The following is a 25,379-nucleotide window of genomic DNA, read 5'->3' on the forward strand; positions in this document are numbered from 1 at the left end:
GCAGTGCGTAGCTACGCCATAGTCACGCCCGCACGCTCTCGGGAGGTTGCACCCGCGTGGATACTGGGGGCGAATCCTGGGGAGGAACCATGTCCGAGGTCGCGACGGTCGTCGCCGTTTGCCGGGACGGCGAGCACCGGTTCAGCAAGGCGGTCAGCGGGGCGATCACGCTGGTCGCCGGGATCGGCGTCGAGGGTGACGCGCACGCCGGGGTGACCGTGAAGCACCGCTCGCGGGTGGCCGTGGACCCGAGCCAGCCCAACCTGCGGCAGGTGCACTTCATGCACGCGGAGCTGTTCGAGGAGCTGGGGCTCGCCGGGTTCGAGGTCGGGCCGGGGGAGATGGGGGAGAACGTGACGACGCGGGGCATCGACCTACTCGGGCTGCCCCAGGGCACCGTCCTCCGGCTCGGCGCCGATGCCGTCGTGGAGGTGACCGGGCTGCGCAACCCGTGCGCCCAGATCGACAAGTTCCAGCGCGGGCTGCTCAAGCAGGTCGTCCGCCCGGTCCGCAAGGCGGGGATCATGGGGGTCGTCCGCCACGGCGGGCGGGTGGAGCCGGGCGACCCGATCCAGGTCGAGCTGCCCGCCCCGCCGCACCTGCCGCTGGAACGGGTGTGAGGCTCAGTCCCAGTTCGTGTAGTAGCTCTCGGGGTTGACCAGGTAGCGGACGGTCGGCTCGGGGACGTGGCGCACCACCCGGGTGCGCGAGGCGCGGTGGACGAACTCCCAGTCCTCCTTGGGCAGGGTGGCCTTCGTGCGGGGGAGCCTGCTGTAGAGCACCTGGGGGTCGCGGCGCAGGACCAGGCCGTTGGTGTCCACGTACGGGTCGCCGTCGGCCAGGGTGTGGCGGTCGAAGGGGGCGCTGAGCACGTCCACCGGGGTGCCGTCGGCGCGGTGGCGCTCGACGGCGGAGTACGTCAGGTCGGCGCCGGAGCGCAGGGCCGCCAGGGCGTGCTCCAGGTGGTCGGGGCGCCAGGTGTTGTCGTCGTCCAGGAACGCCAGGTACGGCGAGCTGGTCAGGCGGATGCCCACGTTGCGGACCACGCCGACCACGCCGGTGTTGCGGGAAAGGCTCACCGCCACCACGCGGGGGTCGGCGGGCAGGGCGGGCAGGCCGCCGCCGTCGTCCACGACCACGACCAGCTGGTCCGCAAGCGTTTGCGCCAGCGCGGACTCCACCGCCGCAGGCAGCGTCGCCGGGCGCTTGTACGTCGGGATCACCGTGGTGACCAGCGGCGTGGGCAGGTCGAGCCGCAGGCGGGCCACCTCGGCGTCCTCGAAACGGCGCAGCGCGGGCGCGTGCCTGCCCAGCACCAGCTTGGTCTTGGCCTCGTGCATCGGCCAGATCCCGAACGCCGCGCGCAGGGCGCGCCGGGCGGTCGCCGGGAGTCCGCTCATGCCGCCGCTCCTTCCACCTTGGCCCGGCCGGGAAGCAGGGCTCGCATCGGATACACCACGGGCAGGTACAGCAGCGCGGCCACCAGGCCGCCCACCAGCAGCCGGGGCAGCGGGTCGGCGAACACCAGGTGCACCACCACCGCCGACCCGGCGATCAGCACGGCGCCGAGCGCGGGCCGGGCGCAGGCCAGGACGGCGGGGCGCAGCCGCAGCCCGCGCCGCCGGATCACCCAGACGAACGTGGGCAGCACGATCAGCACGGCCACCGCGACCTGGGCGACCGCCGCGCCCCGGATGCCGTCGACCCGCGTGCCGACGACCAGCGCGGGCAGCACCGTGCCCAGCCACAGCGCCTGCAGCCACACCAGCGAGCGGTTGCCGTCCAGGGCGACCAGCAGGTCGTAGCCGATGAACAGCAGGATGCGCACCATCCCCAGCGCGGCCAGCACCTGCAGCGCCACCGCGGCGGGCGCCCACTGCGCGCCGTAGACCACGTGCAGCATGGGCATCGCGTAGCAGGCCAGCAGCGTGCACACCGGCAGCGCCGCGGCCACCAGCAGCCCGGTGCCCCGCGCCAGCGACTGCTCCAGCCGGGGCCGGTCGTCGACCAGGCGCGCGAACCCGGCCAGCGACACCCGCCGCGCCGCCTCGGAGAACACCTGCAGTGGCAGGCTGGACTGGTTGAACGCCATCAGGTACAGCCCCAGGGCGACCGCGTCGGTGTGCGCGCCAATGACGATCTTGTCCACATTGGTCACCGACAGCACGAGCAGGCTCGCCGCCGCGAGCGGGAGCCCGAACCGCACCAGCTCGCGCGCCGTCGCGGGGTCCCAGCCCGGCCGCACCCGCACCGGGCACAGCGCCAGGTAGCAGATGACCGAGACGATGTTGCCCGACACCTGGCCGATCGCGAAGCTCATCGGGCCCGCGCCGCCCACCGCCAGCGTGATCGTCAGGGTGGTGACGACGACGAACGCCGCCCCGTCGCAGAAGAACCTGGTGCGCTGCAGGAACTCCCGGTTGAGGATCGTCGCGGGCACCACGGCGACGCCGTCGAGCACCACCGCCAGGCACAGCACCCGCAGCACGGTCACCGCGTCCGGGCTGCCCATCAGCTCGCAGTAGTACGGCGCGGCGAAGAACACCAGCGTGTACAGGGCGAAACTGCACCCGACGGCGATGGTCAGCGCGGTCGGGGCGAACTCGCGCACGTCGCGCTCCCAGCGCACCAGCGCCAGCGTCACCCCCAGCTCGTTGAACGCCTGCAACAGCGTCAGCGCCACCAGCGCCACGGCGAACACGCCGTAGTCGGCCGGGGTCAGGATGCGGGCGAGGGCGATCCCCGCGATCAGCGTGCCGAGCCGGAGCACGACGGTGTTGAGCAGGCTCCACACCGCGCCCCGGCCGACTCTCGCGCCGACGTCCGCGCTCACCTGGCCACCTCTGTTCTGGGTAAGGCCGCACCAGCGGCGTCTGCTTGGACGATCCGCCAGAGCGCCCCCGCGGCGCCGACGAGGAGGAAGGTGAACCCGGTGGCCACGGCGAAACCGAGCAGGTCGAAGGTCGCCGAGGAGATGCCGGGCACGGCGACGCTGGCCGCGATGGCGACCGCGAGGTCCTTGATCCGCGGGTCCTTGGTGATCAGCCGGGCGCGGAACACGCAGTACCAGGCCGCGCCGTAGAGCCCGATCAGCGCCAGGACCCCGATCACGCCGTTCTGCACGAGCGTGCCGAGGTACTGGTTGTCCAGCCAGCCGTACCTCTCCGGCAGGTAGGTGCCCATGCCGCGGCCGAGTATCAGGTGTTCGGCGATCTCCGAGCCCGCCCGCTCGATGGCCCGGCGGCGGCTCTCCGCGCTGGGGTCCTTGTCGATGGTGGTGAACAGGCTCAGGAGCGTGCCGACGAGGCCGGGGACCATGACCCGCATCGCGCCCAGGAACAGCACGATCGCGAACATCGCCCGCACCCGCCGCTTCGGCGGCATCGCCGGGATGATGAACATCGCCGCGATGGCCAGGGCCAGCACCGCCGAGCGCGACAGCGACTGCATCGAGGCCATCGCCAGGATGCCCAGGCACAGCCACCAGCGCTTGTCCGGGCCGCCGAAGTCCCGGGCGCGCATGGCGTAGTGCAGGGCGAGCGGCACGCCCATCGCGCACACCACGCCGAACTCGATCGGGTGCCCGGCCGTGCCCGCGGGCCTGCGGAAGTTCGAGCGCTCCAGCACGAAGGACATCTCGCCCTGGGACTTGAGGATCGGCGGGGCCAGGTACTGGGTCAGGTCGAAGGCGAAGGAGAACTGGAGCACGCCGACGAAGGCCATGAAGGTCGCGCCGACGACCATCGTCTTGAGCACCCGGTCGAGCCGGTCGAGCCCGCGGACCCCGTCGCAGACCGCCAGGCCGACGGAGAACACCGCCATCAGCGTGATCAGCGTGCGGTCGGCGCCCGCCAACTCGTCGGAGGGCAGGTAGCCGTAGGTGGCGACGCCGTAGGTGGCCAGCTGGGACAGGGCGAAGAGGAACAGCGCCGTGCGCGCGGCGTTGCGGCCCTTGGCCGCGCCCAGCGTCGTCACCAGCTGCGAGCAGAACCACAGCAGGCCCATCACGAAGCCGACCGCCATGCCGGGGGTGACGGCCATGGGCACGCCCTTGAGCACCATCATGGCCGGGATGAAGGTCATCACCAGCGCGTAGACGCAGGCGAGGGTGGCGCCGTCGGCGCGCGGTTTCGCCGGGGCTTGGGTGCCGCTCATGGACTCAGCCGTCGGACTCGGGCTGCTTGGCCTTGGGAGCGGGCCGCATCTTCATCGTCGGCGGCTCGCGCCACTCCTCGGCGGGCCAGGCGCCCGCCTGGTTCGCGCCCGCCTGGGACTTGCCTGCTTGGGACTTGCCTGTCTGGGGCTGGCCTGGCTGGGGTTGGCCTGCTTGGGGTTGGCCTGCCTGGGATTGAACTGCCCCGTTCACCGCGCTGTTGACCGGAAGCTGGACCGGGCGCACCCGCTGGGTCCGCTCGACCACGGCGGGCGCGCTGGTGTGCCGGGGCGCGCCTTGGACCCGCTGGGGCTCACGCGCGGGCGGGGCGCCCTGCGGGGGCGCGGGCTGGGGCTCGTCGTCGTCGGTCTCCGGCTCGTCCCGCCTGCGCTTGCGGGTCTGGTAGCTCTCCAGCCCGAACACCGCGCCGAGGCAGGCCGCGAAGCCCAGCACCATCGCCACGCCAGCGGCGCGCACCTTGCCGCCGGTCAGCGCCTCGGGCGCGGTCGGCGGGACGATCTCGTTGACCCCGATGAACGTGCTCGGCGCGGCGCCGAGGTCCTCCTGGCGCTTGGCCAGCTCGGCGCGAACCCGGTCGAGCACGCTGACCGCCAGCTCCCGCGAGCCCGGCTCGGAGGCGCTCTCGGTGACCACGCTGATGAACGGCCCGCCCTCGTTGCCGCCGCTGAGCTCGAAGGTGTGGTCGGGCTTGTTCGCGCCCAGCTCCTTGACCACCTCGGGGGTGTTGATGCTCTGGATCACGATGGAGGCCGAGATCGCCAGGCTGCTGTCGAAGGCCAGCAGCGGGTTCGTCTGCCCGGTCTCCTTGTCCTCGATGCTGGTCGGCCCGCTGGATGGCGAGGTCAGCACCAGGATGCCGGTCGACTGGTAGTGCATCGGGGTGCTCAGGTAGACCGCGCCCGCCGCACCGACGGTGATCACGAACACTGGGAGCGCGACATACCAGCGCTTCAGCAGTACTAGGAGTGTTTTCCAGAAATCCATTCGTGCCCCAACCCACGACGCAGCGCCTGCTTGTCCATCGCGGCCACCAGGGCGACCGTTACTCCATGTGATCCAGCCCAAGCGCCCGTTAGGCCGTTCAGGCGGATTACATCAGGCCTCATCGGGCTAGTTCCGGCCGATAACGCCACACGCGGTAGGACGTCCCGTCACTCAACGGGGTTGTGAGAACGAGATCACGGTCGCACACCAGGACGGTGAACTTCGACCCCCCGCCCTGCTGGGGCTCGGTGAACCGGCGGCAGCCGGGCTCGTCGGGCTCGGGCACGCCGGGGTCGGCGTCGCCGCGGCCGTAGAAGGCGACGCCGCGCTCGGCGAGGAAATCCGCCACCGTGCCGGTGCGCAGGGCGTCGAGGTAGGCGGCGGAGTTGACCAGGCCCTCCAGGTGCACCAGGGGCCGGGTGAGGTGGTAGCCGACGCTGCCCGCGCGGTCGCCCATGGCCAGCGGCGCGTCGAGCGGGGCCACGGTGTTGAGCTGGGCGGCGACGGCGGGCCCGGCCTCGATGAAGGCCGAGCGCTCGACACCGCCCCTGGCCGCGCGCACCGCCGTGAGCCCGGTGGCGGCCACGGCCAGCACCACCAGCGCCAGGGTGACCAGCTTGCGCAGGGGGACGGCCAGGTTCAGCGCCGGGCCCGCGAGCGCGACGGCCAGCGGCGCCGCGGAGAAGTACCAGGGCCACAGCTGCCAGGACGAGGTGAGGGCGTAGTAGCCGACGGTCAGCACGCCGCCCGCGAGCACGACGGCGCCGTACCGCGCGAGCAGCGCCCGCGGCGCGCGCAACAGCGCCGCGCTGACGACGACCAAGGCCACCGCGCCCAGCAGCGTCGGGACGCCGAAGACGACCGGGGAGAGCAGGAACTGGCCGAGCACGCCGCCGTTGACCCCGCCCCCGCCGAGCGCCTTGGCCTGCCCGGACACCGGCAGCGCGGTGTCGAACAGGGCCAGGTTGACCGCCAGGTACGCCGTCAGCGCGACGGCCGGGACGGCGGCCAGCGCCAGGCCGAGCCGCGCCCACGGCAGCCCCGCGCGCCGCCAGGTGTGCAGGGCGAGCAGGCCGAGCAGGGCCATCGGGAAGACCGCGTCGAGACGGGCCAGGACGGTCAGCGCCATCAGCGCGCCCGCGGACAGCGCCGCGGCCGGGCCGAACCAGGGCGCGGTGAAGCCGTCCGAGCGCAGCCAGGTCGCGGCGAGCCAGAGCAGGCCGAGCAGCAGCAGGCCGGTCTCCATCCCGGAGAACCAGAACGACGGGCCCGCCGTGCCCACGACCAGCAGCGGGACCGCCCAGGCCAGGGTGAGCACCGGGCGGCCGGTGAGCGCGCCGATCCGGTCGACCTGGCGGGCGGAGGCGACGAAGACGGCCAGTGAGACCAAGGACACAGCGATGAGCGCGGCGTGGCCTTGGGCGATGGAGAAGACCGGGACCAGCACGAGCAGCCACAGCGGGTGGTAGCCGTTGGTCGGGTCCAGGGCGTTGAAGGTCGACCCGTCACCCTGCGCGATGTGCCGGGCGACGCCGAAGTAGTAGAACGCGTCGTCGTCGAACAGGCCGACCGCTTGGGGGTAGGGCGCGAGGGCCACCACCGCGAGCCGGATCGCGCCGAGCACGCAGGCCAGTGCCGTCGCTGTGCGCCACCAGGCCACGGTCGTCCGTGGCGCGGGGTCGCGCAGCTCGGCAAGAGTGGCAGCGGGCATCAGCGGGGGTCCGTTCTCGGTGTGGGTCTCCCGGAAAGGGATCGCCCGTCAGGCTGAATCGTTACGCTCCGTCGTTTCTTCTGTTGACATCCGCGCCGTGACCTCATTGTGATCTGAGCGGCGATGTGCATAGAGTGCCGCTGGCGAAGGTCGGGGCGACTGAGCAGAACCGGAAGGAAGTCATGTCCGCGGACTTATCCGCTCGACTGATCACCCGATTGGGCGCGGCCGTGGGGGTCGCGGTCCTGCTCGCGGCCTGCAAGCCGCTGGCGGGCAAGCCCGCGCCCGACCTGCCGGTGCCGACCGACCCCGCGGTGATCCAGCCCGCGCCGACCACCTCGCCCGAGGCGACCACCACCAGCCTGCTGCCGCCCACTTCGGTGACCGCGGGCCGGACCGCGGCGACGGCGACCCTCGCGCCCCCGGCCAAGCGCCCCGCCGCCACCACACCCGTCCCGCCCGGGGCGCTCGCCCCCGGCACGATCCCGGCGCCCGGCCAGGTCGGCTTCCGCGGCGACCGCGGCTCCCTCAAGGTCATCGACGGCCCAAGCTCGGCCCCGCCCGGCACCCAGTGGAACGTCGGCGCCCTGCGCTTCGGCGGCGGCGACGTCACCCTGGAGGGCGTCCTGGTCAAGGGCGGCGTCGAGTACAGCGGCAGCGGCACCCTGACGATCCGCGACTCGGTGATCGAGGGCAACCACCACAGCTGGGCCCCGCTGATGGGCGTCAGCGGCCACATCGATGTCCGCGACACGACGATCACGTACAAGGACAAGCAGTGGCCCGGCCCGGAGTGGGGCAACGGGGTCATCCACGGCGACGCCCGCATGACCGTCATCCGCTGCGACATCTCCGGCGCGCCCGACGGCATCCAGAACGGCGCGGGCAACAGCCTCATCGAGCAGAACCACATCCACGGCATGCTCGTCGCGGGCACCCCGCCCAACAACACCCACAACGACGGCATCCAGAACTACGGCGGCCCGAACCTGAAGATCCGCCACAACCGCATCGACATCAGCGTCGGCGGCAGCGCCTACGACGGCGCCCACCAGAACGCCGCAGTGTTCATCATGCCCAGCGGCCAGTGGCCGTCGAAGAACCTCGAAGTGGTCGGCAACTACCTCTCCGGCGGCGGCTACATCCTGCGCCTGGGCACCCCGATGAGCGGGACCGTGGTCACGGGCAACCGCTTCGGCCCGACGAAGGGCGGCTGGGGCGAGGTGCTGCTCGACGGCGGCGGCATCGCCCAGTGGTCAGGCAACCTCGACGCCGGTGGCAAACCCGTCCCCCAACCCTGATCAGGCCCGCGGCGAGGGCGAGGAGGCGGCCTTGACCAGCTCGCGGGGGGTCCCGGTGCCATCGGCCGCGGAGGCGTAGATCGTGGGCACGCCGCCGGTGGGCACCTTCGCGTAGGCGAGGGTGTGGTCGTCCAGCCAGGTCGCCTGGTCGTCGACGCCGTCGGACCCCGGCAGCTCGGTCTCGGTGCCGGACGCCAGGTCATAGACGAACAAACGCCACCCGCCCAGGCGTCCGGCGCGCTTCTTGTAGGCCACTTTGGACTCGTCGGGGGACAGCGACGGGCACTCGGCGTCCGCGCGGAGCGTGGTCATGGTCCGGGTGGCGAGGTCGCCGCGGACGAGCCAGGTCTTGTCGCCGGAGGCGAGGGTGGCGTAGAAGGTCGTGTCGTCCCCGGCGACGGTCACGCCCCAGTAGTTCTCGTTGGCGCGCTTGTCCGGCCTGCCGTCCACGATGACGTTCGGGAACTCCTCCAGCGACTCCACCAGCGCCCCCGTGCCCAGGTCCAGCACCCCGGTGCGGGTGGAGAACCCGCCCGGCGCGAGGTAGGAGTCGCCGGTCACGAAGACCGTCCAGGACACGACCTGGCCCGAGGCCGAGACCCGCGCCCGGCTCGGCGTCCCCGGCAGCGGCACCGTGCGCACCAGGGCGTCCCCGACGTACACCGCGGCCTCGTACGCCCCCGGCACGCTCATCCGCAGGCAGACCGTGGTGCCGCCGTCGGTGTAGACGCGCAGGCAGGACAGCTCGCCCGTGCTGCGGGCGCCCGAGGGGTCCACTTCGGAGACCAGGTTGCGCCCGCCGCCGTTGTCGACGAACCGCAGGCCGGTGGGCACCGCGGCCCCTGGGGCCGAGGCGGTCGCGCGCTCCGAGCGCACCGTGCCCACCACGTACACCGTCACCGCCGCGATCACCGCGACCATCGCCACGACGCCGATCACGACCCGGTGCCTGCCGAGCCAGTCCTTCACCACGACACCTCCGGGCGGATCACCAGCACGACGGTCACGAGCACGGCCGCGAGCGCCCCGACGGCGACGAGCACGGCGACGGAGAACGGCAGGGTGGTCAACAGCAGGCCGAACGCGACGGAGGACGCGAACCGCGCCAGCGCCTGCCCGGTCTGCACGATGGCGAGCCCGCCCGCGCGCAGCCGCTCGGGCACCAGCGTCGCCCCGTGCGCCATCAGCACGCCGTCGGTGGCCGCGTAGAACAGCCCGTGCAGGGCGACGGTCACCAGCACCAGGGCCAGCCCGCCGACCGGTCCGAGCAGCATCAGGTACACCCCCAGCAGCACGACGTGACCGGCGAAGAACACCCGCCAGCGCCCGACCCGGTCGGCCAGCCTGCCCAGCGGGGTGGCGAAGGCCAGGAACGTCAGCGCGGTGCCCACCGGCATCAGCGCCAGCCAGGTCGGCGACACCCCGGAGACCCGCTGGAGCACGACGAAGACGAACGCGTCGGAGATCGTGGCCAGCCCGAGCAACCCCGCGGCGATGGTGGTCCGGCGCAGGCCGGGGTGACGCAGCAGGCCGACGGTGTCGCGCAGGGTGGCCCGGACCCGGGGGCCGTCGAAGCGGTGCTCGCGGACGAAGAACACCAGCACGATCAGGCCGAGCAGCCCGAAGCAGAAGCTGATCATGAAGATCGGGCCGGGGCTGGTGGTCAGCCAGGTCAGCACCGCGAAGGTGATCAGCGGCCCGATCAGCGCGCCGATGGTGTCCATCGTCCGGTGCACGCCGAACGCCGCGCCGAGCTGGTCGGCGGGCGTCGACAGGGAGATCAGCGCGTCGCGCGGGGCGGTCCGCAGGCCCTTGCCCGCGCGGTCGACGGCCAGCACCCCGCCGAGCCCGCCCGCGGACGCCCCGACGAACGGGAAGGCGAGCTTCGTCACCGCGGAGAGGCCGTAGCCCGCCACCGCGACCGCCTTGGGGCGGCGAACCCGGTCCGACACGTGCCCGCCAACCAGGCGCAGCACAGCGGTCGCGCCGGTGTAAATCCCGTCGAGTAGACCCAGCTGCAGGTAGGACATCTGCAGGTTGAAGATCACGTAGACGGGCAGGAAGGCGGTCACCATCTCCGCGGAGACGTCGGTGAGCAGGCTCACCGTCCCCAGCAGGACGACCGTGGTGGGCACCCGCCCGCGCGCGGAGGGCGCCGAGCCACCGCCCCTGGTCGAGGCCACGTACACCCGAACACCTCCACCGCCGCTGAGCCCTCGTCCTGCACATCGGACAACGACCACGGTCTGTAACAACTTTCCCCCGGCCACCGACCCAGTGGTGTCGGCCCCCACCGTGAGTTTGGCGAGGAATGAGGTTGTCCGCGTGAGCCGGGCCCCGCATGTGTTGATCATCGTGCAGAACCTGCCGGTCCCGCTCGACCGTCGGGTCTGGCTGGAATGCCGCGCCCTGCGGGCGGCGGGCTATGAGGTCTCCGTCATCTGCCCGAAGGGCCCGGACGACCCGGCCCACGCCGTGCTGGAGGGCGTGCACCTGTACAAGTACGCCCCGCCCAAGCAGGCGGACGGGCTGCTCGGCTACGCCTGGGAGTTCCTCTACTGCTGGCTGCGCACGGCCGTGCTGACCCGCAAGGTGCACCGCCGCGCCCGCTTCGACGTCATGCAGGCGTGCAACCCGCCGGACACCTACTGGGCGTTGGCACTGCTCTGGCGGTTGGCCGGGGTGAAGTTCGTCTTCGACCACCACGACCTCAACCCCGAGGTGTTCCGCTCCCGCTTCGGCGAGCCGACCGGCCGCGCGGGCAAGGCCCAGCTGGCCATCCTCACCTGGCTGGAGCGCCGCACGTTCCGCACCGCGGACCGGGTGATCTCCACCAACACCTCCTACCAGGACATCGCGGTCAACCGCGGCAGGGTCGAGCGTGCCCACACCACCGTCGTGCGGTCCGGGCCGGACACCTCGGTCATGCGCCCGGCGTACGTGCCCGACCCGCCGCTGCGCGGGGGCAGGCACCTGGTGGCGTACCTGGGGATCATGGGCCCGCAGGACGGTGTGGACGGCGTGCTCGACGTCGCCGACCGGATCGTGCGCCACCACGGCCGCACCGACGTCCGCTTCGCCCTGCTGGGCTTCGGCGACTGCCTCGACGACCTCAAGCGCCGGAGCGCCGAGCTGGGCCTGGACGAGTACGTCGAGTTCACCGGCCGGGTCGGGCCCGAGCAGATCTCGCGGTACCTCTCCTCGGCGTGCGTCGGGCTCTCCCCCGATCCGCGCAGCCCGCTCAACGACGTCTCCACGATGAACAAGACCATGGAGTACATGGCCTACGCTCTGCCGGTGGTGGCCTACCGGCTCACCGAGACCGTGGTGTCAGCGGGCAACTGCGCGGTCTACGTCGAGCCCGGCGACACCGACGGCCTGGCCGACGCCGTGCTGCACCTGATCGACGACCCCGCCCGCCGCGCGGAACTGGGCACCCAGGGCCGCCGCCGCGCCGAGCGCGTGCTGGACTGGCGCCCGCAGGCCGAGGCGTACGTCGGGGTCTACGACGAGCTGCTGGGCTTCGCCTCGGCCGGTCCCTTCCCGCAGGGGTGGCCCACCGCCGAGCGCCGCGGCGGGGGCGGCACGGCTCCGAAAGACCGGTGGGGCAACCAGCTGGTCGACCTGCGTGACCAGGACGCGCTGCGGAACTTCGCCGCGGCCCGCGTGCCAGAGCAACTTCGGGAGGGGTGAGCGGTGTTCGTACGACGGATCGCCGTGGTCGGGACCGGGTACGTGGGGCTGACGACCGGGGCCTGCCTGGCCTCGCTGGGGCACGAGGTCGTCTGCGCGGACGTGGACGCGGCCAAGCTGGCGCGCCTGGCCACCGGTGAGGTCGACATCCTGGAGCCGGGCCTGGCCGAGCTGGTCGCCGAGGGCATCGCCGCGGGCAGGCTGAGCTTCATCCTCGGCGCCACCGCCGCCGTCGAGGCGTTCCCGGACGGCCCCGAGGTCATGTTCCTCTGCGTCCCGACCCCGATGGGCGTCGGCGGCGTCGCCGACCTGAGCATCGTCGAGTCGGTGGTGGAGGAGGTCCGCGAGCTGCTGCCCGCCGGGTGCGTGGTGGTCAACAAGTCCACCGTCCCGGTCGGCACGGCCGAGCGCACCGAGGAAATGCTGGGCCGCGACGACGTCGCCGTCGTCTCCAACCCGGAGTTCCTGCGCGAGGGCACCGCGGTCTACGACTTCCTCAACCCCGACCGGATCGTCGTCGGCGGCAGCAAGCAGGACGCCGCCGAGCGCGTCGCCGCGCTGTACGCGCGCCTGGGCGCGCCGACGGTGCTGACCGACGCGCCGAGCGCGGAGCTGGTGAAGTACGCGGCGAACTGCTTCCTGGCGATGAAGCTGTCCTATGTGAACGCCGTGGCCGAGCTGTGCGACCGGCTGGGCGCGAACATCACCGACGTGACCGAGGGCATGGGCTACGACAAGCGCATCGGGCAGGCGTTCCTGATGCCCGGCCCCGGGTGGGGTGGGTCGTGCCTGCCGAAGGACACCTCGGCGCTGCTGCAGCTGGCCGACGCGGCGGACTTCGAGTTCCGGCTGCTGCGGGCGACGATCGACACCAACACCCGGCAGCGGCAGCGGATGGTGGAGAAGGTCAGGGTGGCGGTCACCGGGAAGCGGACCGGGTCGCTGTCGCACGTCCGGCTGGGCCTGTTCGGGCTGACCTTCAAGGCGGGCACGGACGACCTGCGCGACTCCCCCGCGCTCGCGGTGGCGGCGCTGCTGCGGCAGGCGGGGGCCGACCTGGTCGGCTACGACCCCTCGCTGGCGGCGGACATCCAGCACCGGGACCTGAACTCGGTCACCGTGGTGGACGACCCGTACTTGGCCGCGAAGGACGCCGAGGCGATCGTCGTGCTGACCGAGTGGCCGGAGTTCCGGTCCCTGGACTGGCCGCGCCTGGCGGAGACCGTCCGCAGGCCCATCGTGATCGACACGCGCAACCTGCTGGACCCGGCGGTGGCCAGGCGCGCGGGCTTCGAGTGGATCGGCCTCGGCAAGAACTAGGGCGCGCCCCGCGGTCACCAGGTGGTGGCCGCGGGCTCAGGCGCGGAAGTCGATCCAGGCCAGGGACTGGTCGTCGTGGTGCTTGGTCCTGGGCCAGCGGGTCCTGCCCGCGTCGGAGTCCTCGGCCGCGCGGACGGCGTCCAGCACGGCGAACGTCCCGCCCGCCCTGGTCATCGCCAGGGCGTCGGGCCAGGTGAGGATTCCGTAGTCGTCCACACCGCAGGACACGCCGTCGCTGGCCAGCAGGACGTCGGTGACCTCCGCGCGCGGCCACCGCGCCCGGACGGCCTGGCGGGCGGCGGCGGGCAGGGCCTCGGCCACCCAGAACCCGCCGTCGCGGTTGCGCAGCTCATCCGCCTGGGCGCCGGACAGCGGGCGCAGGTCGCGCAGCCGGTGGTCGGCGACGACCGTGTGCGAGCCGTCGGGGTGGAAGGCGACCACCGGGCTGTCCCCGAGCACCAGGGCCTCCACACCGGACTCGTCCCAGCGGACCAGCGCGACCGTGCTCGACGGGCTCTGGCCCGGCGTGTGGCCGTGGTGGCGGGCCACCGCCCGGATGGCGCCCGCCAGGTGGTCGGCCAGGTCCACCTCGGCCGCGGCGGTCAGCCGCCCGGCCAGCTGGGCGGCCAGCGCGATCGCGTAGGGCCCGCCCGCCCGTCCCGGATCGGGCGAGGTCGCCCCGTCCAGCAGGATCACCGCCTCGGGCAGCGTGACCACGACGTCCTCGCTCGGCCTGATCACCCCGTCCGGTCCGTGCCCGGCCTGCTCCGCCACCCCGACTTCCGGCATGGCCCGATCCTGCCTTTCGTCAACCAGGGTTGACAATCGCGGGTGTGTCAACCTAGGTTGACGACCATGACCGAAGCGACCCGATTGGCGGACGCGGCGGGCGACCGGGACCCGCGCACCGGGCTCCGCGCCGTCGCCGCGCTGCGGAAGTTGTTGGAGCGGCTGGAGGCCGTGCAGGTGCGCAGCGCGCGCGCCCACGGCTGGTCCTGGCAGGAGATCGCGGCCGAGCTGGGGGTCACCAAGCAGGCCGTGCACAAGAAGTACGGGAGGCAGTGATGTTCGAACGGTTCACCCGGGCGGCCAGGGACGTCGTCACCGGGGCTGTCACCAAGGGGGAGGCGGAGGGGGTGGTCCTGCCCGAGCACCTGGTGCTCGCCCTGCTGGACAGCGAGGGCACCACCGGCGCGGGCGTGCTGGCCCACTTCGGCGTCGACCCCGAGGCCGTGGCCGCGGCGGTGCGGGCGAACGCGCGGCGGGGCGGGATGGGCGAGTCCGACGCCGCCGCGCTGGCCGAGTTGGGCATCGACCTCGACGCCGTCGTCGCCGCGGTCGAGCGGGCGCACGGGACGGGCGCGCTGGCGCCGAGGCGAGCCCGGCGGCGATTTCACACCCCGTTCGCGGCCGAGTCCAAGAAGGTGCTTGAGCGGGCCCTGCGGGAAGCGCTGGACCAGGGAGACCGGTTCATCGGCGACGAGCACCTGCTCCTCGCCCTGCTCGCCGAGCCTGCCGGGGAAGCCCTCGGCCTGAACCACTCGGACGTGCGGGCGCACCTGGCCAAGGCGAGTTGAGCCCTCAGGCGAATGGCGCGGGCGAGAGCGTCTCGCCCGCGCTCACCGCCCGACCGCGGCCTCGGCCCGCGGCTCCCAGAGCACCCACGGCAGCATCGCCTGGGCCAGCGGGCCGATGAGCAGGGCGTACGCGGCCGTGCCCAGGCCCACGGTGCCGCCGAGCGCCCAGCCGGTGAGCAGCACCACCACCTCGATCCCCGTGCGGACGACCCGCAGGGAGAACCGGGAGCGGGCGGCCAGCCCGGTCATCAGCCCATCGCGCGGGCCCGGTCCGAGCCGGACGCCGATGTAGGCCGCGGTGGCCAGTCCATTCAGGACGACCCCGGCGGTGAGCATCGCGGCGCGGACGGCGAGGTGGTCGGGCGTGGGCAGCAGGTACAGGGTCAGGTCGACCGACACCGAGATGACCAGGACGTTGGCGACGGTGCCCACGCCCGGCCGCTGCCGCATCGGCACCCAGCACAGCAGCACGGCCAGGCTCACCAGCGCGGTCACGGTCCCGTAGCTCAGGCCGGTGCGCAGGTGCAGCGCCTCGTGCAGCACGTCCCACGGCGCCAGGCCGAGCGCGGCCTCGATCTGCAGGCCCATGCTCGCCCCGTAGAGCGCCAGCCCGCCGAACAGCTGCGGCAGGCGGCGTCCCGGGCTGACGCGGACAGGGACGTGCTGGAGGTCGAGAGCGGCCATGTCCCCATCTTGACGGGTGATTGGTCTTGGCTCCGATAGCCAATCAGCATAAATTGGCCTGGTGTCTCACCCGATAGGACGCGTGTCCGGTACTCGATTGGCCCGGTTGCTGGGCCGGTGGCAGACCGGCGGCAGGCCGGGCTCCACCGCGCTGGCGGGCGCGCTGCGGCTGCTCGTGCTCGACGGCAGGCTCCCGCCGGGCACCGCCCTGCCCGCCGAGCGCGAGGTCGCCACCGCGCTCGGGGTCAGCCGGACCCTGGTCACCACCGCGTGGGACGCCCTGCGCGCCGACGGCCTGGTCCGCACCCGCCGCGGCGCGGGCACCTGGACCGCGCTGCCCGGACCCGGTCGTCCGATCGACAGCCCAGAGGACCAGCCGCTGGACCTCGCCCGCGCGGCCCCCGCCGCCCCACCCGCGCTCGCCAGGGCGCTCGACACCATCGGCCCGGGGCTGGCCGCCGAACTGGCCGGGCACGGGTACTACGAGTACGGCATGGACGTCCTGCGCGAGCGCCTCGCCGCGCGCTACACGGCCCGCGGCCTGCCCACCGCGCCCGAGCAGATCCTGGTCACCAACGGCGCCCACCACGCCTGGGCCCTGGTGCTGCGCGCCTTCACCGGCCCCGGCGACCGGGTCCTGGTCGACCAGCCCACCTACCCCAACGCCATCGACGCCATCACCGCCGCGCACGCCGTCCCGGTGGCGGTGCCGATCGAGGACGGCTGGGACTTCGACGGCATCGCCGCCGCCCTGCGCCAGGCCGGGCCGCGGCTGGCGTACTTCATCGTCGACTTCCACAACCCCACCGGCCACCACCTCGACGCCGCCGGGCGCGACCGGCTGGCCGCGCTGGCCGCGCGCGCCCGCACCCCGCTGGTGGTGGACGAGACGATGGCCGAGCTGGACCTCGGCGGCGACCCGGCCGCGGGCGCGCCGCCGCTGTCCGGGCCCGGCACGGTCATCTCGATCGGCTCGGCGGGCAAGTCGCACTGGGGCGGGCTGCGGCTGGGCTGGGTCCGCGCCGACGCGGACGTGGTGCGCAGGCTGGTCGCCGCCCGGCACGCCTTCGACCTGGGGTCCCCGGTCGTCGAGCAACTGGTGCTCGCCGAGCTGTACGCCGACCCGGAGCCCGCGCTGATCGAGCGCCGCGCCGACCTCGCCCGCCGCCGCGACGTGCTGGTCGACGCCGTCCGCGCGCACTGTCCCGACTGGACGTTCCGGGTGCCGGGCGGCGGCCTGGGCCTGTGGTGCGCGCTGCCCGGCCCGATCGGCTCGCGGCTGGCCGTCGCCGCGCGGGCGGTGGGGGTGCGGGTGGCGCCGGGCTCGCGGTTCAGCGTCCACGGCGGGCTGGAGCGCTGGCTGCGGCTGCCGTACACCCTGCCGGAGGCCCAGCTGGTGGAGGCCGTGCGCAGGCTGTCGCTGGTCGCCGCCGCCGTCACCGGATCGCCTGTTTCCGATGGTCCGGATGGGCTCATCCCGGTGGCGTGACTGGTGGCGGAGCCGCCACCGCGAGTGCAACGTGGGCCACGGTCACCCGCCATCCGGCCCGGCCCCACGTCGGGCCGGACGGCGGGTGACTCGATGGGCCCCGGCGTCGCGGGGGCATCGCGGCGCCGGGGCGGAGCTCCGATCCCACCGGACGCGGTCGGTGGGATCGGAGGGGTTCGCCGGTCGCGGCTTCCACAGTGGGCCCGGCGATGCCGGGACGCCGCGACGTCACAGAGTCAAAGAGCAACGGGCCAAAGATCAACAGATCAAAGATCAAGGGAATGGCGCAAAGGGCAGACTGGTCCCGCTGGGACGGTCAGTCAGGCCTTGAGGCGGGCGTGTCCGCCGCGCTGCCGGTGGCGTCATCCACCTGGGGATCGGAGACGGGCCAGCCGCCCGCCGGGGTCGCCGCGTGCGCGCGGGTGGCCAGCACGCCGTGTGATCCCCGGGCCTGCCCGCCGCCGTCGTGCGCCCAGGTGCTCATGGACGTGCCGGAGGCGGGGGCCGCGGGGGCGGGCGGGGTCGGGGGCTGGGTGGGACGGTTGGCGGGCGCGGTGCGCTCGCCCCGGCCCGTGCTGTCGACAGTGGTCTCGGCGCGGTCCACAACCGACACGACAGGCCCGCTCACGTAGGCGCGCACCGAGGTGGACGCGGGGGTGGGCGCCGGGGGCGCGGGCTTGGCGGGAGGAGGCGGGGCCGCCGGGCGGACGGCCTCGGCGACGGGCGCGGCCTCGGGGAGCACAGTGGACGGCGTGCCGGGCGCGCTGCCCGGGGCGGGGCCGTAGTCGACACCGCCGTAGGTGATGGTGGGCCTGACCTCGACACCGGGGGTGGAGGACGCCGAGCCGGACGCCGAGCTGCTGGACCCGGCCTGCCCGGATTCGGCCGGCTCGGATTCGGCAGGCTCAGGCTCGGTGAAACTGGTCCCGGCCTGCATGGCCCCCTGCTGCCCGGACCCATCCTGCGTGGACTCGTCTTGCGAAGAGTTGTCCTGCGTGGACCCCGGCCGGGTAAACCCGGGCCATGGGGAACCGGTTTGCGTGGACCCGGTTTGCGGGAACTGTGCGGGGGTGGAGTCGGCCGGGTCGGAGACGACGCCGTGCGCCGCGTTGGCGAGCAGCGCGTCGAGGTCGCTCGTGAGCGTCCGGTCGACCAGCTCATGGGCCAGATCGGACACCGGGCGCCCATCGGCCCCCAATGTGGCCCCCGATGTGGCCGCCGCACTCGTCGCGACGAGCAGCCAGCCGCCGAGGAGCAGGCCGACCACGACGGCGACCCGACTGGACCAGCGCGTGAGGACGGCGCGCATGGTGTCCACCGGCCTCACCCCGCTCAATTCGTCCCGGCGATTCCCGATGCCGTGATCCAGCCACTATCCAGCACCAAGTCGCGTCACCGCACCCTAACCGGGCGGGTTCCACCCGGAAAGACGGATAGCGCTCCCATATCCACAAAAAATGCCGTTACGGACGGTGGAATTCACCTCATCGGGTGACAGCGTTCGAGCCGAGCCCACGCAGGCGCGTCAAAGCCTCGTCGATGACCTCGTCCCGCTTGCAGAAGGCGAACCGGACCAGGTGGCGCCAGCGGTCGGGGTTGTCGGTGAACACCTGCACCGGCACGCCCGCGACCCCGGCCCGCTCGGGCAGCGCCCGGCACAGCTCCAGGCCGTCGGTGAAGCCCAGCGGGCGCACGTCGGCGCACACGAAGTACGTGCCCTCGGCGCGCCGGACCCCGAAGCCCGCCTCGGCGAGGCCCGCGGTCAGCCGCTCGCGCTTGGCCGACAGCGAATCGCGCAGCCTGGCGACCCAGGCGTCCTCGTGGACCAGGGCGTGGGCGACCGCGGGCTGGAACGGCGCGCCGCCGACGAAGGTGAGGAACTGCTTGGCCGCGCGGACCGCGGCGACCAGCTCGGCGGGCCCGCACACCCAGCCGATCTTCCAGCCGGTGCAGTTGTAGCTCTTGCCCGCGCTGGAGATGGTCAGCGTGCGCTCGGCCATGCCGGGCAGGGTGCCCAGGGGGACGTGGGTGTGGCCGTCGAAGACCAGGTCCTCGTAGACCTCGTCGCAGAGGGCGATCAGGTCGTGCTCGGCGCAGACCGCGGCGATCCCGGCCAGCTCGTCGCGGGTGAACACCGTGCCCGTGGGGTTGTGCGGGCTGTTGACCAGCACCGCCTTCGTGCGCGGTGTGACGGCGGCGCGCAGGGCGTCGAGGTCCACCCCGAAGCGGCCGGACTCCTGCTCGGCCAGCGACACGGTGACCCGGGTGGCGCCCGCCATCGCCACGGACGCGGCGTAGGAGTCGTAGTACGGCTCGAAGACGATCACCTCGTCGCCGGGCTCGACCAGCGCGAGCAGCGACGCGGCGATGGCCTCGGTCGCCCCGACGGTGACCAGCACCTCGGTGTCGGGGTCGAAGTCCTGCCCGAAGCGCTTGCGGCGGGTGGCGATGGCCTGGCGCAGCTCGGGCATCCCGGGGCCGGGCGGGTACTGGTTCAGGCCCTCCCCGATGGCCCGCTGCGCGCGCTCCAGCATGGCGGCGGGCCCATCGGTGTCGGGGAAGCCCTGGCCGAGGTTCACCGCCGCGGCCCGCACGGCCAGCGCGGTCATCTCGGCGAAGATCGTGGAGGTGAACGGTCGCAGGCGCGGCACAAGCGGGGTTCGGGGCACGGGATCACATACTCACGGACAATGGCGGGGTGGAGCAACCGACAGCGCTCGCCCCAGTGCCGGCTGAGCAAGAAAAAGCACGCGCCCTGCGCCGGATGAAGCTCGTCGCCCTCGCCTTCCTCGGCGGGGCGACGCTGATCTTCCTGGGGACGACGCTGTGGCAGTCCGCGGGCGCGCCCGGCTGGGTCGGCTACCTCAAGGCCGCCGCCGAGGCGGGCATGGTCGGCGCGCTGGCCGACTGGTTCGCCGTGACCGCGCTGTTCCGCAGGCCGCTGGGCCTGCCGATCCCGCACACCGCGATCATCCCGACGAAGAAGGACCAGCTCGGCACGAGCCTCGGCGACTTCGTGGGCACGAACTTCCTGTCCGAGTCGGTCGTGCGCGAGCGGCTCAAGCGGGTCGGGGTGGCCGCGAAGCTGGGCGGCTGGCTGGCCCAGCGCGACAACGCCGACCGGGTCACCGCGGAGCTGTCCACCGTCCTCGGCGGGATGGTGACGGTGCTGCGCGACGAGGACGTGCAGGCGGTGGTGGAGCAGGCCGTCGTCAAGCGGATCATGGACGCGCCGTGGGGGCCGCCGCTGGGCACGCTGTTGGAGCGCGTCTTCGCCGACGGCTCGCACCACAAGCTGGTCGACCTGATGTGCGACCAGGCCCACGTGTGGGTGCAGGCCAACCAGGGCCAGATCGTCAACGTGGTCTCCGGCCGCGCCCCGACGTGGTCGCCGAAGTTCGTCGACTCGATGGTCGCCGACAAGATCTACGGCGAGGTGCTCTCCTTCACCTGGAACGTCAAGAACGACGTCAACCACCCGATGCGCCTGTCCCTGGACCGCTTCCTCGGCGAGTTCGCCCACGACCTGCAGAACGACCCGAAGGTCATGGGTCGGGCCGAGGCGCTCAAGCAGCAGGTGGTCGACCACCCCGAGGTGCAGAACCTCATCGGCTCGATCTGGGCCACCGCCAAGCGGATGCTCCTCAACGCCGCCGACGACCCCTCCAGCGAGCTGCGCACCCGGGTCCGCGCGGGCCTGATGACCCTCGGCGAGCGCCTGGTCTCCGACGACGCCCTGCGCGCCAAGGCCGACGGCTGGGTCGAGGGCGCCGCGGCCTACGTCGTGCTGAACTACCGCGACGAGATCACCACGCTGATCTCCGACACCGTGCGCCGCTGGGACGGGGATGAGACCGCGCGCAAGGTCGAGCTGCAGGTCGGGCGCGACCTGCAGTTCATCCGGATCAACGGCACCGTGGTCGGCGCGCTGGCCGGGCTGGTGATCTACGCGGTGGCCCAGCTCATAGGCTGAGCTTGGCGCGCTCCCGCCAGGCCCTGGCCTTCTCCCGGTTCCCGCACACCCGCATCGAGCACCAGGTGCGCGAGCGGTTGCGGGAGCGGTCGAAGAAGACCCACTGGCAGTCGTCGGCCGGGCAGATCTTGAAGCGCTCCCACTCCTCGACGACCGCGAGCCTGCTGGCCGCGGCCAGCACCGCGCCGGTGATCTCGGCGGCGACCAGTTTGGGTATGCCCGCGATGAGCTCGACGCGCACGTCGACCGACGGGGGCGGCGGCGCGGGCGGCCCGCCGACGGCGGCGCGCAGACCCGCCCGCACGGCCCGCACGCGGGCGGGCGGCCCGGCGGTCAGCGTCCGGTCGGCCAGCCAGCCCTGCCAGGCCAGCGGGTCGTCCAGCACGTCGGTCCCGCGGTCGAGGTCGAGCGTGTTGAGGAAGTCGAGAACCAGCTCCACGTCGTGGTCGGTGGTCACGACACCACTGTAGGCCCGATACCGGTTGCCGCGGTGAAGGATAACCCCCATAATTCATGACACCGGTTACGAATGGAGGAGATGTGGACGCCACTTCGCCCATCCGGCTCACCACCGTGCTCGACTGCCCCGATCCGGCGGCACTCGCCGACTTCTACCGGCGGGTGCTGGAGTGGGAGGTCGAGCCCGACGTCGAGGAGGACGGCTCGTGGGTCACGCTCGACGGGCCGCTGGGCCGGGTCGCCTTCCAGCGGATTCCCGACTACGTCCCGCCTACGTGGCCGGGCGGCGAGCACCCGCAGATGCTGCACCTGGACTTCAAGGTCACCGACCTGACCGCGGCGCACGAGCGGGTCCTCGGCCTCGGCGCCCGGCTGCTCGACGACACCTACGCCACGTCCTTCCGGGTGTACGCCGACCCGGCAGGCCACCCGTTCTGCCTGACCGTCTGATCATCTTCCCTGGTCAGGCCACTATTCTTCACGTGTATACGCGTGTAGTACAGTGCTCGGCATGTCAATCGGACACGCCTTGCTCGGCCTGCTGGAAACCGGGCCCCGGCATGGGTACGACCTCAAACGCGTCTACGACGAGCGGTTCGGGCACGACCGCCCGCTGGCCTACGGGCAGGTCTACGCCACGCTCTCCCGCCTGCTGAAGAACGGCCTGGTCGAGGAGGGTGGCGTCGAGCCGGGCGGTGGCCCCGAGCGCAAGCGCTACGCGATCACCCACGCCGGGGTCACCGACCTCTCCGGGTGGCTGGTGACCCCGGAGAACCCGCAGGTCTACCTGCAGAGCGCGCTCTACACCAAGGTCGTGCTCGCGCTGATGTCCGGCCGCGCCGCCGAGGACGTCCTCGACGCCCAGCGCGCCGCGCACCTGCGGACCATGCGCGAGCTGACCGCGCGCAAGCAGCGCGGCGACCTCGCCGACAAGCTCATCTGCGACCACGCGCTGTTCCACCTGGAAGCCGACGTGCGCTGGCTGGAGCTGACCACGGCGCGCCTGGCCGAGCTGGCGCGGGAGGTGGCGGCATGACCGAGCCAATCCTGACCGAACCCATCCTGGCCGCGTCGGGCCTGCGCAAGACCTTCGGCAGCACGCCCGCCCTCGACGGCGCCGGGATGTCGGTGCTGCCCGGCGAGGTCGTCGCCGTGATGGGACCCTCCGGCTCGGGCAAGTCGACCCTGCTGCACTGCCTGGCGGGCATCGTCGCGCCCGACGCGGGCTCGGTCGTCTACGCCGGGCGCGAGCTGTCGGCCATGGCCGACAAGGAGCGCAGCGCGCTGCGGCGGGGCGAGTTCGGGTTCGTCTTCCAGTTCGGCCAGCTCGTGCCCGAGCTGTCGTGCCTGGAGAACGTGGCGCTGCCGATGCGCCTCGGCGGGCTCAAGCGCAAGGCGGCGGAGGCCAGGGCGGCGCAGTGGCTGGAGCGGCTGGAGGTCGGCGAGGTCGGTGCCAAGCGGCCCGGCGAGGTCTCCGGCGGACAGGGCCAGCGGGTCGCGGTCGCCCGCGCGCTGGTCACCGGCCCCAAGGTGATCTTCGCCGACGAGCCGACCGGCGCGCTGGACTCGCTCAACGGCGAGCAGGTCATGCGCCTGCTCGTGTCCACCGCCAAGGACACCGGCGCCGCGGTCGTGCTCGTCACGCACGAGGCGCGGGTGGCGGCCTACTCCGACCGCGAGGTCGTGGTGCGCGACGGGAAGACCCGCTCCGTGGAGCTGGTCCCGTGAGCGGGTGGCGCGAGGACCTGGCCATCGGGGTCCGGCTGGCCGTCGGGGGCGGCCGGACCTCGATGGCGCGGTTCGCGCTGAGCGCCTTCGGGGTCGGCATCGCGGTCGTGGTCCTGCTGCTGGCCGCGTCGGTGGGCACGATCCTGGACAACCGCGACGCGCGCGGCGCGGCGGCCTCGGCCGTCCAGGAGCCCGTCCTGGGCGTCGACCCGACGCACCAGGTCCGGCACAGCACGAAGTTCCGCGGCGAGTCGATCCAGGTCCAGCTCTTCCGGGCGACCGGGCCGACGTCGCCCGTGCCGCCCGGGCTGCCCCGGATGCCCACGACCGGGGAGATGTACCTCTCCCCGGCGATGGCCGACCTGCTCGCCGCCCCGGGCTCGGACCTGCTGCGCCCGCGGTTCCCCCAGCAGGTCGCAGGCCTGCTCAGTCCGTCCGTGGTCGCCGACCCCTACGACCTGGTCGTCTACACCGGGCTGCCCGGGGGCGAGAAGGTGGACTACGTCACCGAGGTCTACGCCTTCGGAATGCAAGGCGACGACCGCGTCCTCCAGCCCGACCTCCTGCTGCTGATCCTGCTCGGCGTGGTCGCGCTGCTGGTGCCGGTGTTCATCTTCATCGCCGCGAGCACCCGCATCGCCGGGGCCGAGCGCGACCGGCGGCTCTCCGCGCTGCGGCTGGTGGGCGCGGGCGGCAGGCAGGTGCGCCGGATCGCCGCGGCCGAGACGCTGGTCAGCGCCCTGGCCGGGCTGGTCCTCGGCGCGCTCGGGTACCTGCTGCTGCGGCCGGTGGCCGCGAGCGTGCGGCTGCTCGGGGTCGGCGTCTACCCCTCCGACGTGGTGCCCAACTGGTGGCTGGTCGGCGTGATCGCCGTCGGCGTGCCGGTCCTGGCGGTCGTCACCGCCCAGAGCGCGATGCGCAGGACGATCATCGAGCCGCTGGGGGTGGTCCGATTCAGTCGTCCGGTCCGCAGGCGGGTGCTCTGGCGGCTGGCGCTGGTCGGCGCGGGAGCCGGGCTGCTGCTGTGGAACGGCGGCGGGCGCGGCGGCGACCTGTGGGCGTACAGCATCGCCGCGGGCGCGACGCTGATGCTCGTCGGCGTCCCGCTGCTGCTGCCGGTCGTGGTGGAGCGCTCGGTCACCCGGTTGCGCGGCGGTCCGCCGTCGTGGCAGCTGGCCGTGCGGCGGCTCCAGCTCGACAGCGGCACGTCGGCCCGGGTGATCGGCGGGGTCGCGGTGGTGCTGGCGGGCGCGACCGCGCTGCAGGCCGTGCTGCTCTCCCAGGCCAGCTCGATCGGGTTGGCGGCGCGGGAGGTCGTCCAGTCCGAGCCCGTGGCCCGGATGATGGCCGACCCCGAGGAGTCCGCCGAGGTGGCCCGGGTGGTCGAGGGCACCGACGGGGTGCGCTCGATCGCCGCGTTCACCTCGGCGGAACTGGCCAAGGACCCCTCCGGCGGGGATTTCCTCTCCGCCTACGTCGCCTCGTGCGCCGACATCGAGCTCTCCTACCGCGTGGTGGACTGCGCGGACGGGGAGGTGTTCGTGACCCCGTCGACCAACCTCGCCGAGCAGGGGTTCGCGGCGGGGCAGCGGCTTTCGTCGATCGCCTGGGCCAACGGCGCCGAGGCCCCCCACACAATCGGTGAGTGGACCATCCCCGCCGACCTGCGGCAGTTGCCCGCCCAAGACCTGCCGGACAACAAGTGGGGCGTCATCGCCACCCCCGGGGCCGCCGTGCCCGTCGGCCCGGAGGCGGTCACCTTCCTGGAGGCGTCGCTGGACCCGGCCAAGCCGGACGCGATCGAACTGCTGCGCAACGCCACGTTCGCCAACCTCTCGGTCGAGGTGTACCTCGCCAACGAGATGTCCGACCGAACCGAGGAGCAGGAGACCTTCCTGACCATCAGGCGGGCGCTGTTCATCGGGGCGGTATTCACGCTGATGCTGGCCGGGGTGAGCCTGCTGGTGCTGGCCGTCGAGCACATCCGGGAGCGCCGCAGGCCGCTGGCGGTCCTCGCCGCGAGCGGGGTGCCGACCGGGTCGATCGCCCGCTCCCTGGTCTGGCAGATCGGCGTGCCGATCGGCCTCGGGGTGGTGGTCGCCATCGGCACCGGCCTTGTCCTGGCCGCGCTGATCACGCGCCTGTCGTCGGCCCCGCTGCGGATCGACTGGAACGGTGTCCTCACGATGTCCGGCGCGGCGGTGGTGCTCGGCCTCCTGGTGTGCCTGCTGACCCTGCCGTTCCTCCGCAGCGCCACCCGGGTGGAGTCCCTGCGCACGGAGTGAG

Annotated in this window: 24 protein-coding genes; 12 read left to right on the top strand and 12 right to left on the bottom strand. The window is 73.0% G+C overall.

Going from position 1 to position 25,379, the window contains the following annotated elements:
- The first annotated feature begins 89 nt into the window (after positions 1 to 89).
- Positions 90 to 620 (top strand): MOSC domain-containing protein, encoded by a 531-nt coding sequence (locus ACTG9Q_RS03140; RefSeq protein ID WP_455571026.1) that lies wholly within the window; start codon positions 90 to 92, stop codon positions 618 to 620.
- A gap of 3 nt (positions 621 to 623) precedes the next feature.
- Here ACTG9Q_RS03140 and ACTG9Q_RS03145 read toward each other — a convergent pair whose 3' ends face one another.
- The 5 genes from ACTG9Q_RS03145 to ACTG9Q_RS03165 form a co-directional block, all read right to left on the bottom strand.
- The gene (locus ACTG9Q_RS03145) at positions 624 to 1,400 is read right to left on the bottom strand and encodes a glycosyltransferase family 2 protein (RefSeq protein WP_455571027.1); all 777 of its coding nucleotides are present in this window, start codon (positions 1,398 to 1,400) and stop codon (positions 624 to 626) included.
- Positions 1,397 to 2,833, bottom strand: coding sequence for an oligosaccharide flippase family protein (locus ACTG9Q_RS03150; RefSeq protein WP_455571028.1), 1,437 nt, complete (start codon positions 2,831 to 2,833; stop codon positions 1,397 to 1,399). Before ACTG9Q_RS03150 ends, ACTG9Q_RS03145 begins: the two co-directional genes overlap by 4 nt.
- Positions 2,830 to 4,155 (bottom strand): O-antigen ligase family protein, encoded by a 1,326-nt coding sequence (locus tag ACTG9Q_RS03155; protein WP_455571029.1) that lies wholly within the window; start codon positions 4,153 to 4,155, stop codon positions 2,830 to 2,832. The genes ACTG9Q_RS03150 and ACTG9Q_RS03155 overlap by 4 nt, the downstream gene beginning before the upstream one ends.
- Positions 4,156 to 4,159: 4 nt before the next feature.
- A complete protein-coding gene (locus tag ACTG9Q_RS03160) occupies positions 4,160 to 5,095 on the bottom strand; it encodes a hypothetical protein (protein ID WP_455571030.1) in 936 nt (311 codons plus the stop codon).
- A gap of 181 nt (positions 5,096 to 5,276) precedes the next feature.
- Positions 5,277 to 6,869: a hypothetical protein gene (locus tag ACTG9Q_RS03165; RefSeq protein WP_455571031.1), complete on the bottom strand. Its 1,593-nt coding sequence runs from the start codon at positions 6,867 to 6,869 to the stop codon at positions 5,277 to 5,279.
- A gap of 182 nt (positions 6,870 to 7,051) precedes the next feature.
- Between ACTG9Q_RS03165 and ACTG9Q_RS03170 the strand changes: the two genes are divergently transcribed.
- Positions 7,052 to 8,170, top strand: a complete 1,119-nt coding sequence (locus ACTG9Q_RS03170; protein ID WP_455571032.1) for a right-handed parallel beta-helix repeat-containing protein — start codon at positions 7,052 to 7,054, stop codon at positions 8,168 to 8,170.
- On the opposite strand, the gene ACTG9Q_RS03175 is transcribed toward ACTG9Q_RS03170, so the two are convergent.
- A complete protein-coding gene (locus ACTG9Q_RS03175) occupies positions 8,171 to 9,139 on the bottom strand; it encodes a TolB family protein (protein WP_455571033.1) in 969 nt (322 codons plus the stop codon).
- Positions 9,136 to 10,359 carry an MFS transporter gene (locus ACTG9Q_RS03180; RefSeq protein ID WP_455571034.1) on the bottom strand — a complete coding sequence of 408 codons (1,224 nt, stop codon included), beginning with the start codon at positions 10,357 to 10,359 and terminating at the stop codon, positions 9,136 to 9,138. The genes ACTG9Q_RS03175 and ACTG9Q_RS03180 overlap by 4 nt, the downstream gene beginning before the upstream one ends.
- Before the next feature lie 136 nt (positions 10,360 to 10,495).
- On the opposite strand from ACTG9Q_RS03180, the gene ACTG9Q_RS03185 reads away from it, so the two are divergent.
- Positions 10,496 to 11,863, top strand: coding sequence for a glycosyltransferase family 4 protein (locus ACTG9Q_RS03185; RefSeq protein WP_455571035.1), 1,368 nt, complete (start codon positions 10,496 to 10,498; stop codon positions 11,861 to 11,863).
- Between the two features lie 3 nt (positions 11,864 to 11,866).
- Positions 11,867 to 13,183, top strand: a complete 1,317-nt coding sequence (locus ACTG9Q_RS03190; RefSeq protein WP_455571036.1) for a UDP-glucose dehydrogenase family protein — start codon at positions 11,867 to 11,869, stop codon at positions 13,181 to 13,183.
- A 36-nt stretch (positions 13,184 to 13,219) separates the two neighbouring features.
- Here the strand turns inward: ACTG9Q_RS03190 and ACTG9Q_RS03195 are convergent, their stop codons facing one another.
- Positions 13,220 to 13,972 carry a protein phosphatase 2C domain-containing protein gene (locus tag ACTG9Q_RS03195; RefSeq protein ID WP_455571037.1) on the bottom strand — a complete coding sequence of 251 codons (753 nt, stop codon included), beginning with the start codon at positions 13,970 to 13,972 and terminating at the stop codon, positions 13,220 to 13,222.
- Between the two features lie 66 nt (positions 13,973 to 14,038).
- On the opposite strand from ACTG9Q_RS03195, the gene ACTG9Q_RS03200 reads away from it, so the two are divergent.
- Complete coding sequence (locus ACTG9Q_RS03200) at positions 14,039 to 14,248, top strand: helix-turn-helix domain-containing protein (RefSeq protein ID WP_455571038.1); 210 nt, start codon at positions 14,039 to 14,041, stop codon at positions 14,246 to 14,248.
- A complete protein-coding gene (locus ACTG9Q_RS03205; protein WP_455571039.1) occupies positions 14,248 to 14,760 on the top strand; it encodes a Clp protease N-terminal domain-containing protein in 513 nt (170 codons plus the stop codon). The genes ACTG9Q_RS03200 and ACTG9Q_RS03205 overlap by 1 nt, the downstream gene beginning before the upstream one ends.
- A 42-nt stretch (positions 14,761 to 14,802) precedes the next feature.
- Here ACTG9Q_RS03205 and yczE read toward each other — a convergent pair whose 3' ends face one another.
- Complete coding sequence (gene yczE, locus ACTG9Q_RS03210) at positions 14,803 to 15,444, bottom strand: membrane protein YczE (RefSeq protein WP_455571040.1); 642 nt, start codon at positions 15,442 to 15,444, stop codon at positions 14,803 to 14,805.
- A gap of 82 nt (positions 15,445 to 15,526) precedes the next feature.
- Here yczE and yczR point away from each other — a divergent pair, with 82 nt between their 5' ends.
- Positions 15,527 to 16,933 carry a MocR-like transcription factor YczR gene (yczR, locus tag ACTG9Q_RS03215; RefSeq protein ID WP_455571041.1) on the top strand — a complete coding sequence of 469 codons (1,407 nt, stop codon included), beginning with the start codon at positions 15,527 to 15,529 and terminating at the stop codon, positions 16,931 to 16,933.
- Positions 16,934 to 17,249: 316 nt separating this feature from the next.
- Here yczR and ACTG9Q_RS03220 read toward each other — a convergent pair whose 3' ends face one another.
- Both ACTG9Q_RS03220 and ACTG9Q_RS03225 read right to left on the bottom strand, forming a co-directional pair.
- Positions 17,250 to 18,251 carry a hypothetical protein gene (locus ACTG9Q_RS03220; protein ID WP_455571042.1) on the bottom strand — a complete coding sequence of 334 codons (1,002 nt, stop codon included), beginning with the start codon at positions 18,249 to 18,251 and terminating at the stop codon, positions 17,250 to 17,252.
- Positions 18,252 to 18,417: 166 nt separating this feature from the next.
- Positions 18,418 to 19,602 (bottom strand): pyridoxal phosphate-dependent aminotransferase, encoded by a 1,185-nt coding sequence (locus tag ACTG9Q_RS03225; RefSeq protein ID WP_455571043.1) that lies wholly within the window; start codon positions 19,600 to 19,602, stop codon positions 18,418 to 18,420.
- A 95-nt stretch (positions 19,603 to 19,697) separates the two neighbouring features.
- Between ACTG9Q_RS03225 and ACTG9Q_RS03230 the strand changes: the two genes are divergently transcribed.
- Positions 19,698 to 20,906 (top strand): DUF445 domain-containing protein, encoded by a 1,209-nt coding sequence (locus ACTG9Q_RS03230; protein WP_455571044.1) that lies wholly within the window; start codon positions 19,698 to 19,700, stop codon positions 20,904 to 20,906.
- On the opposite strand, the gene ACTG9Q_RS03235 is transcribed toward ACTG9Q_RS03230, so the two are convergent.
- Positions 20,896 to 21,363: a CGNR zinc finger domain-containing protein gene (locus tag ACTG9Q_RS03235; RefSeq protein WP_455571045.1), complete on the bottom strand. Its 468-nt coding sequence runs from the start codon at positions 21,361 to 21,363 to the stop codon at positions 20,896 to 20,898. The two genes, ACTG9Q_RS03230 and ACTG9Q_RS03235, sit on opposite strands and share 11 nt — an antisense overlap.
- A gap of 56 nt (positions 21,364 to 21,419) precedes the next feature.
- Here ACTG9Q_RS03235 and ACTG9Q_RS03240 point away from each other — a divergent pair, with 56 nt between their 5' ends.
- The 4 genes from ACTG9Q_RS03240 to ACTG9Q_RS03255 all read left to right on the top strand — a co-directional run bounded on the left by ACTG9Q_RS03240 (position 21,420) and on the right by ACTG9Q_RS03255 (position 25,378).
- Positions 21,420 to 21,815, top strand: a complete 396-nt coding sequence (locus ACTG9Q_RS03240) for a VOC family protein (RefSeq protein WP_455571046.1) — start codon at positions 21,420 to 21,422, stop codon at positions 21,813 to 21,815.
- Between the two features lie 61 nt (positions 21,816 to 21,876).
- Complete coding sequence (locus ACTG9Q_RS03245; protein ID WP_455571047.1) at positions 21,877 to 22,401, top strand: PadR family transcriptional regulator; 525 nt, start codon at positions 21,877 to 21,879, stop codon at positions 22,399 to 22,401.
- Positions 22,398 to 23,093 carry an ABC transporter ATP-binding protein gene (locus ACTG9Q_RS03250; protein ID WP_455571048.1) on the top strand — a complete coding sequence of 232 codons (696 nt, stop codon included), beginning with the start codon at positions 22,398 to 22,400 and terminating at the stop codon, positions 23,091 to 23,093. The genes ACTG9Q_RS03245 and ACTG9Q_RS03250 overlap by 4 nt, the downstream gene beginning before the upstream one ends.
- Positions 23,090 to 25,378 (top strand): FtsX-like permease family protein, encoded by a 2,289-nt coding sequence (locus ACTG9Q_RS03255; RefSeq protein ID WP_455571049.1) that lies wholly within the window; start codon positions 23,090 to 23,092, stop codon positions 25,376 to 25,378. Before ACTG9Q_RS03250 ends, ACTG9Q_RS03255 begins: the two co-directional genes overlap by 4 nt.
- Position 25,379 lies beyond the last annotated feature (1 nt).

This window comes from Actinokineospora lacus, assembly GCF_053813445.1.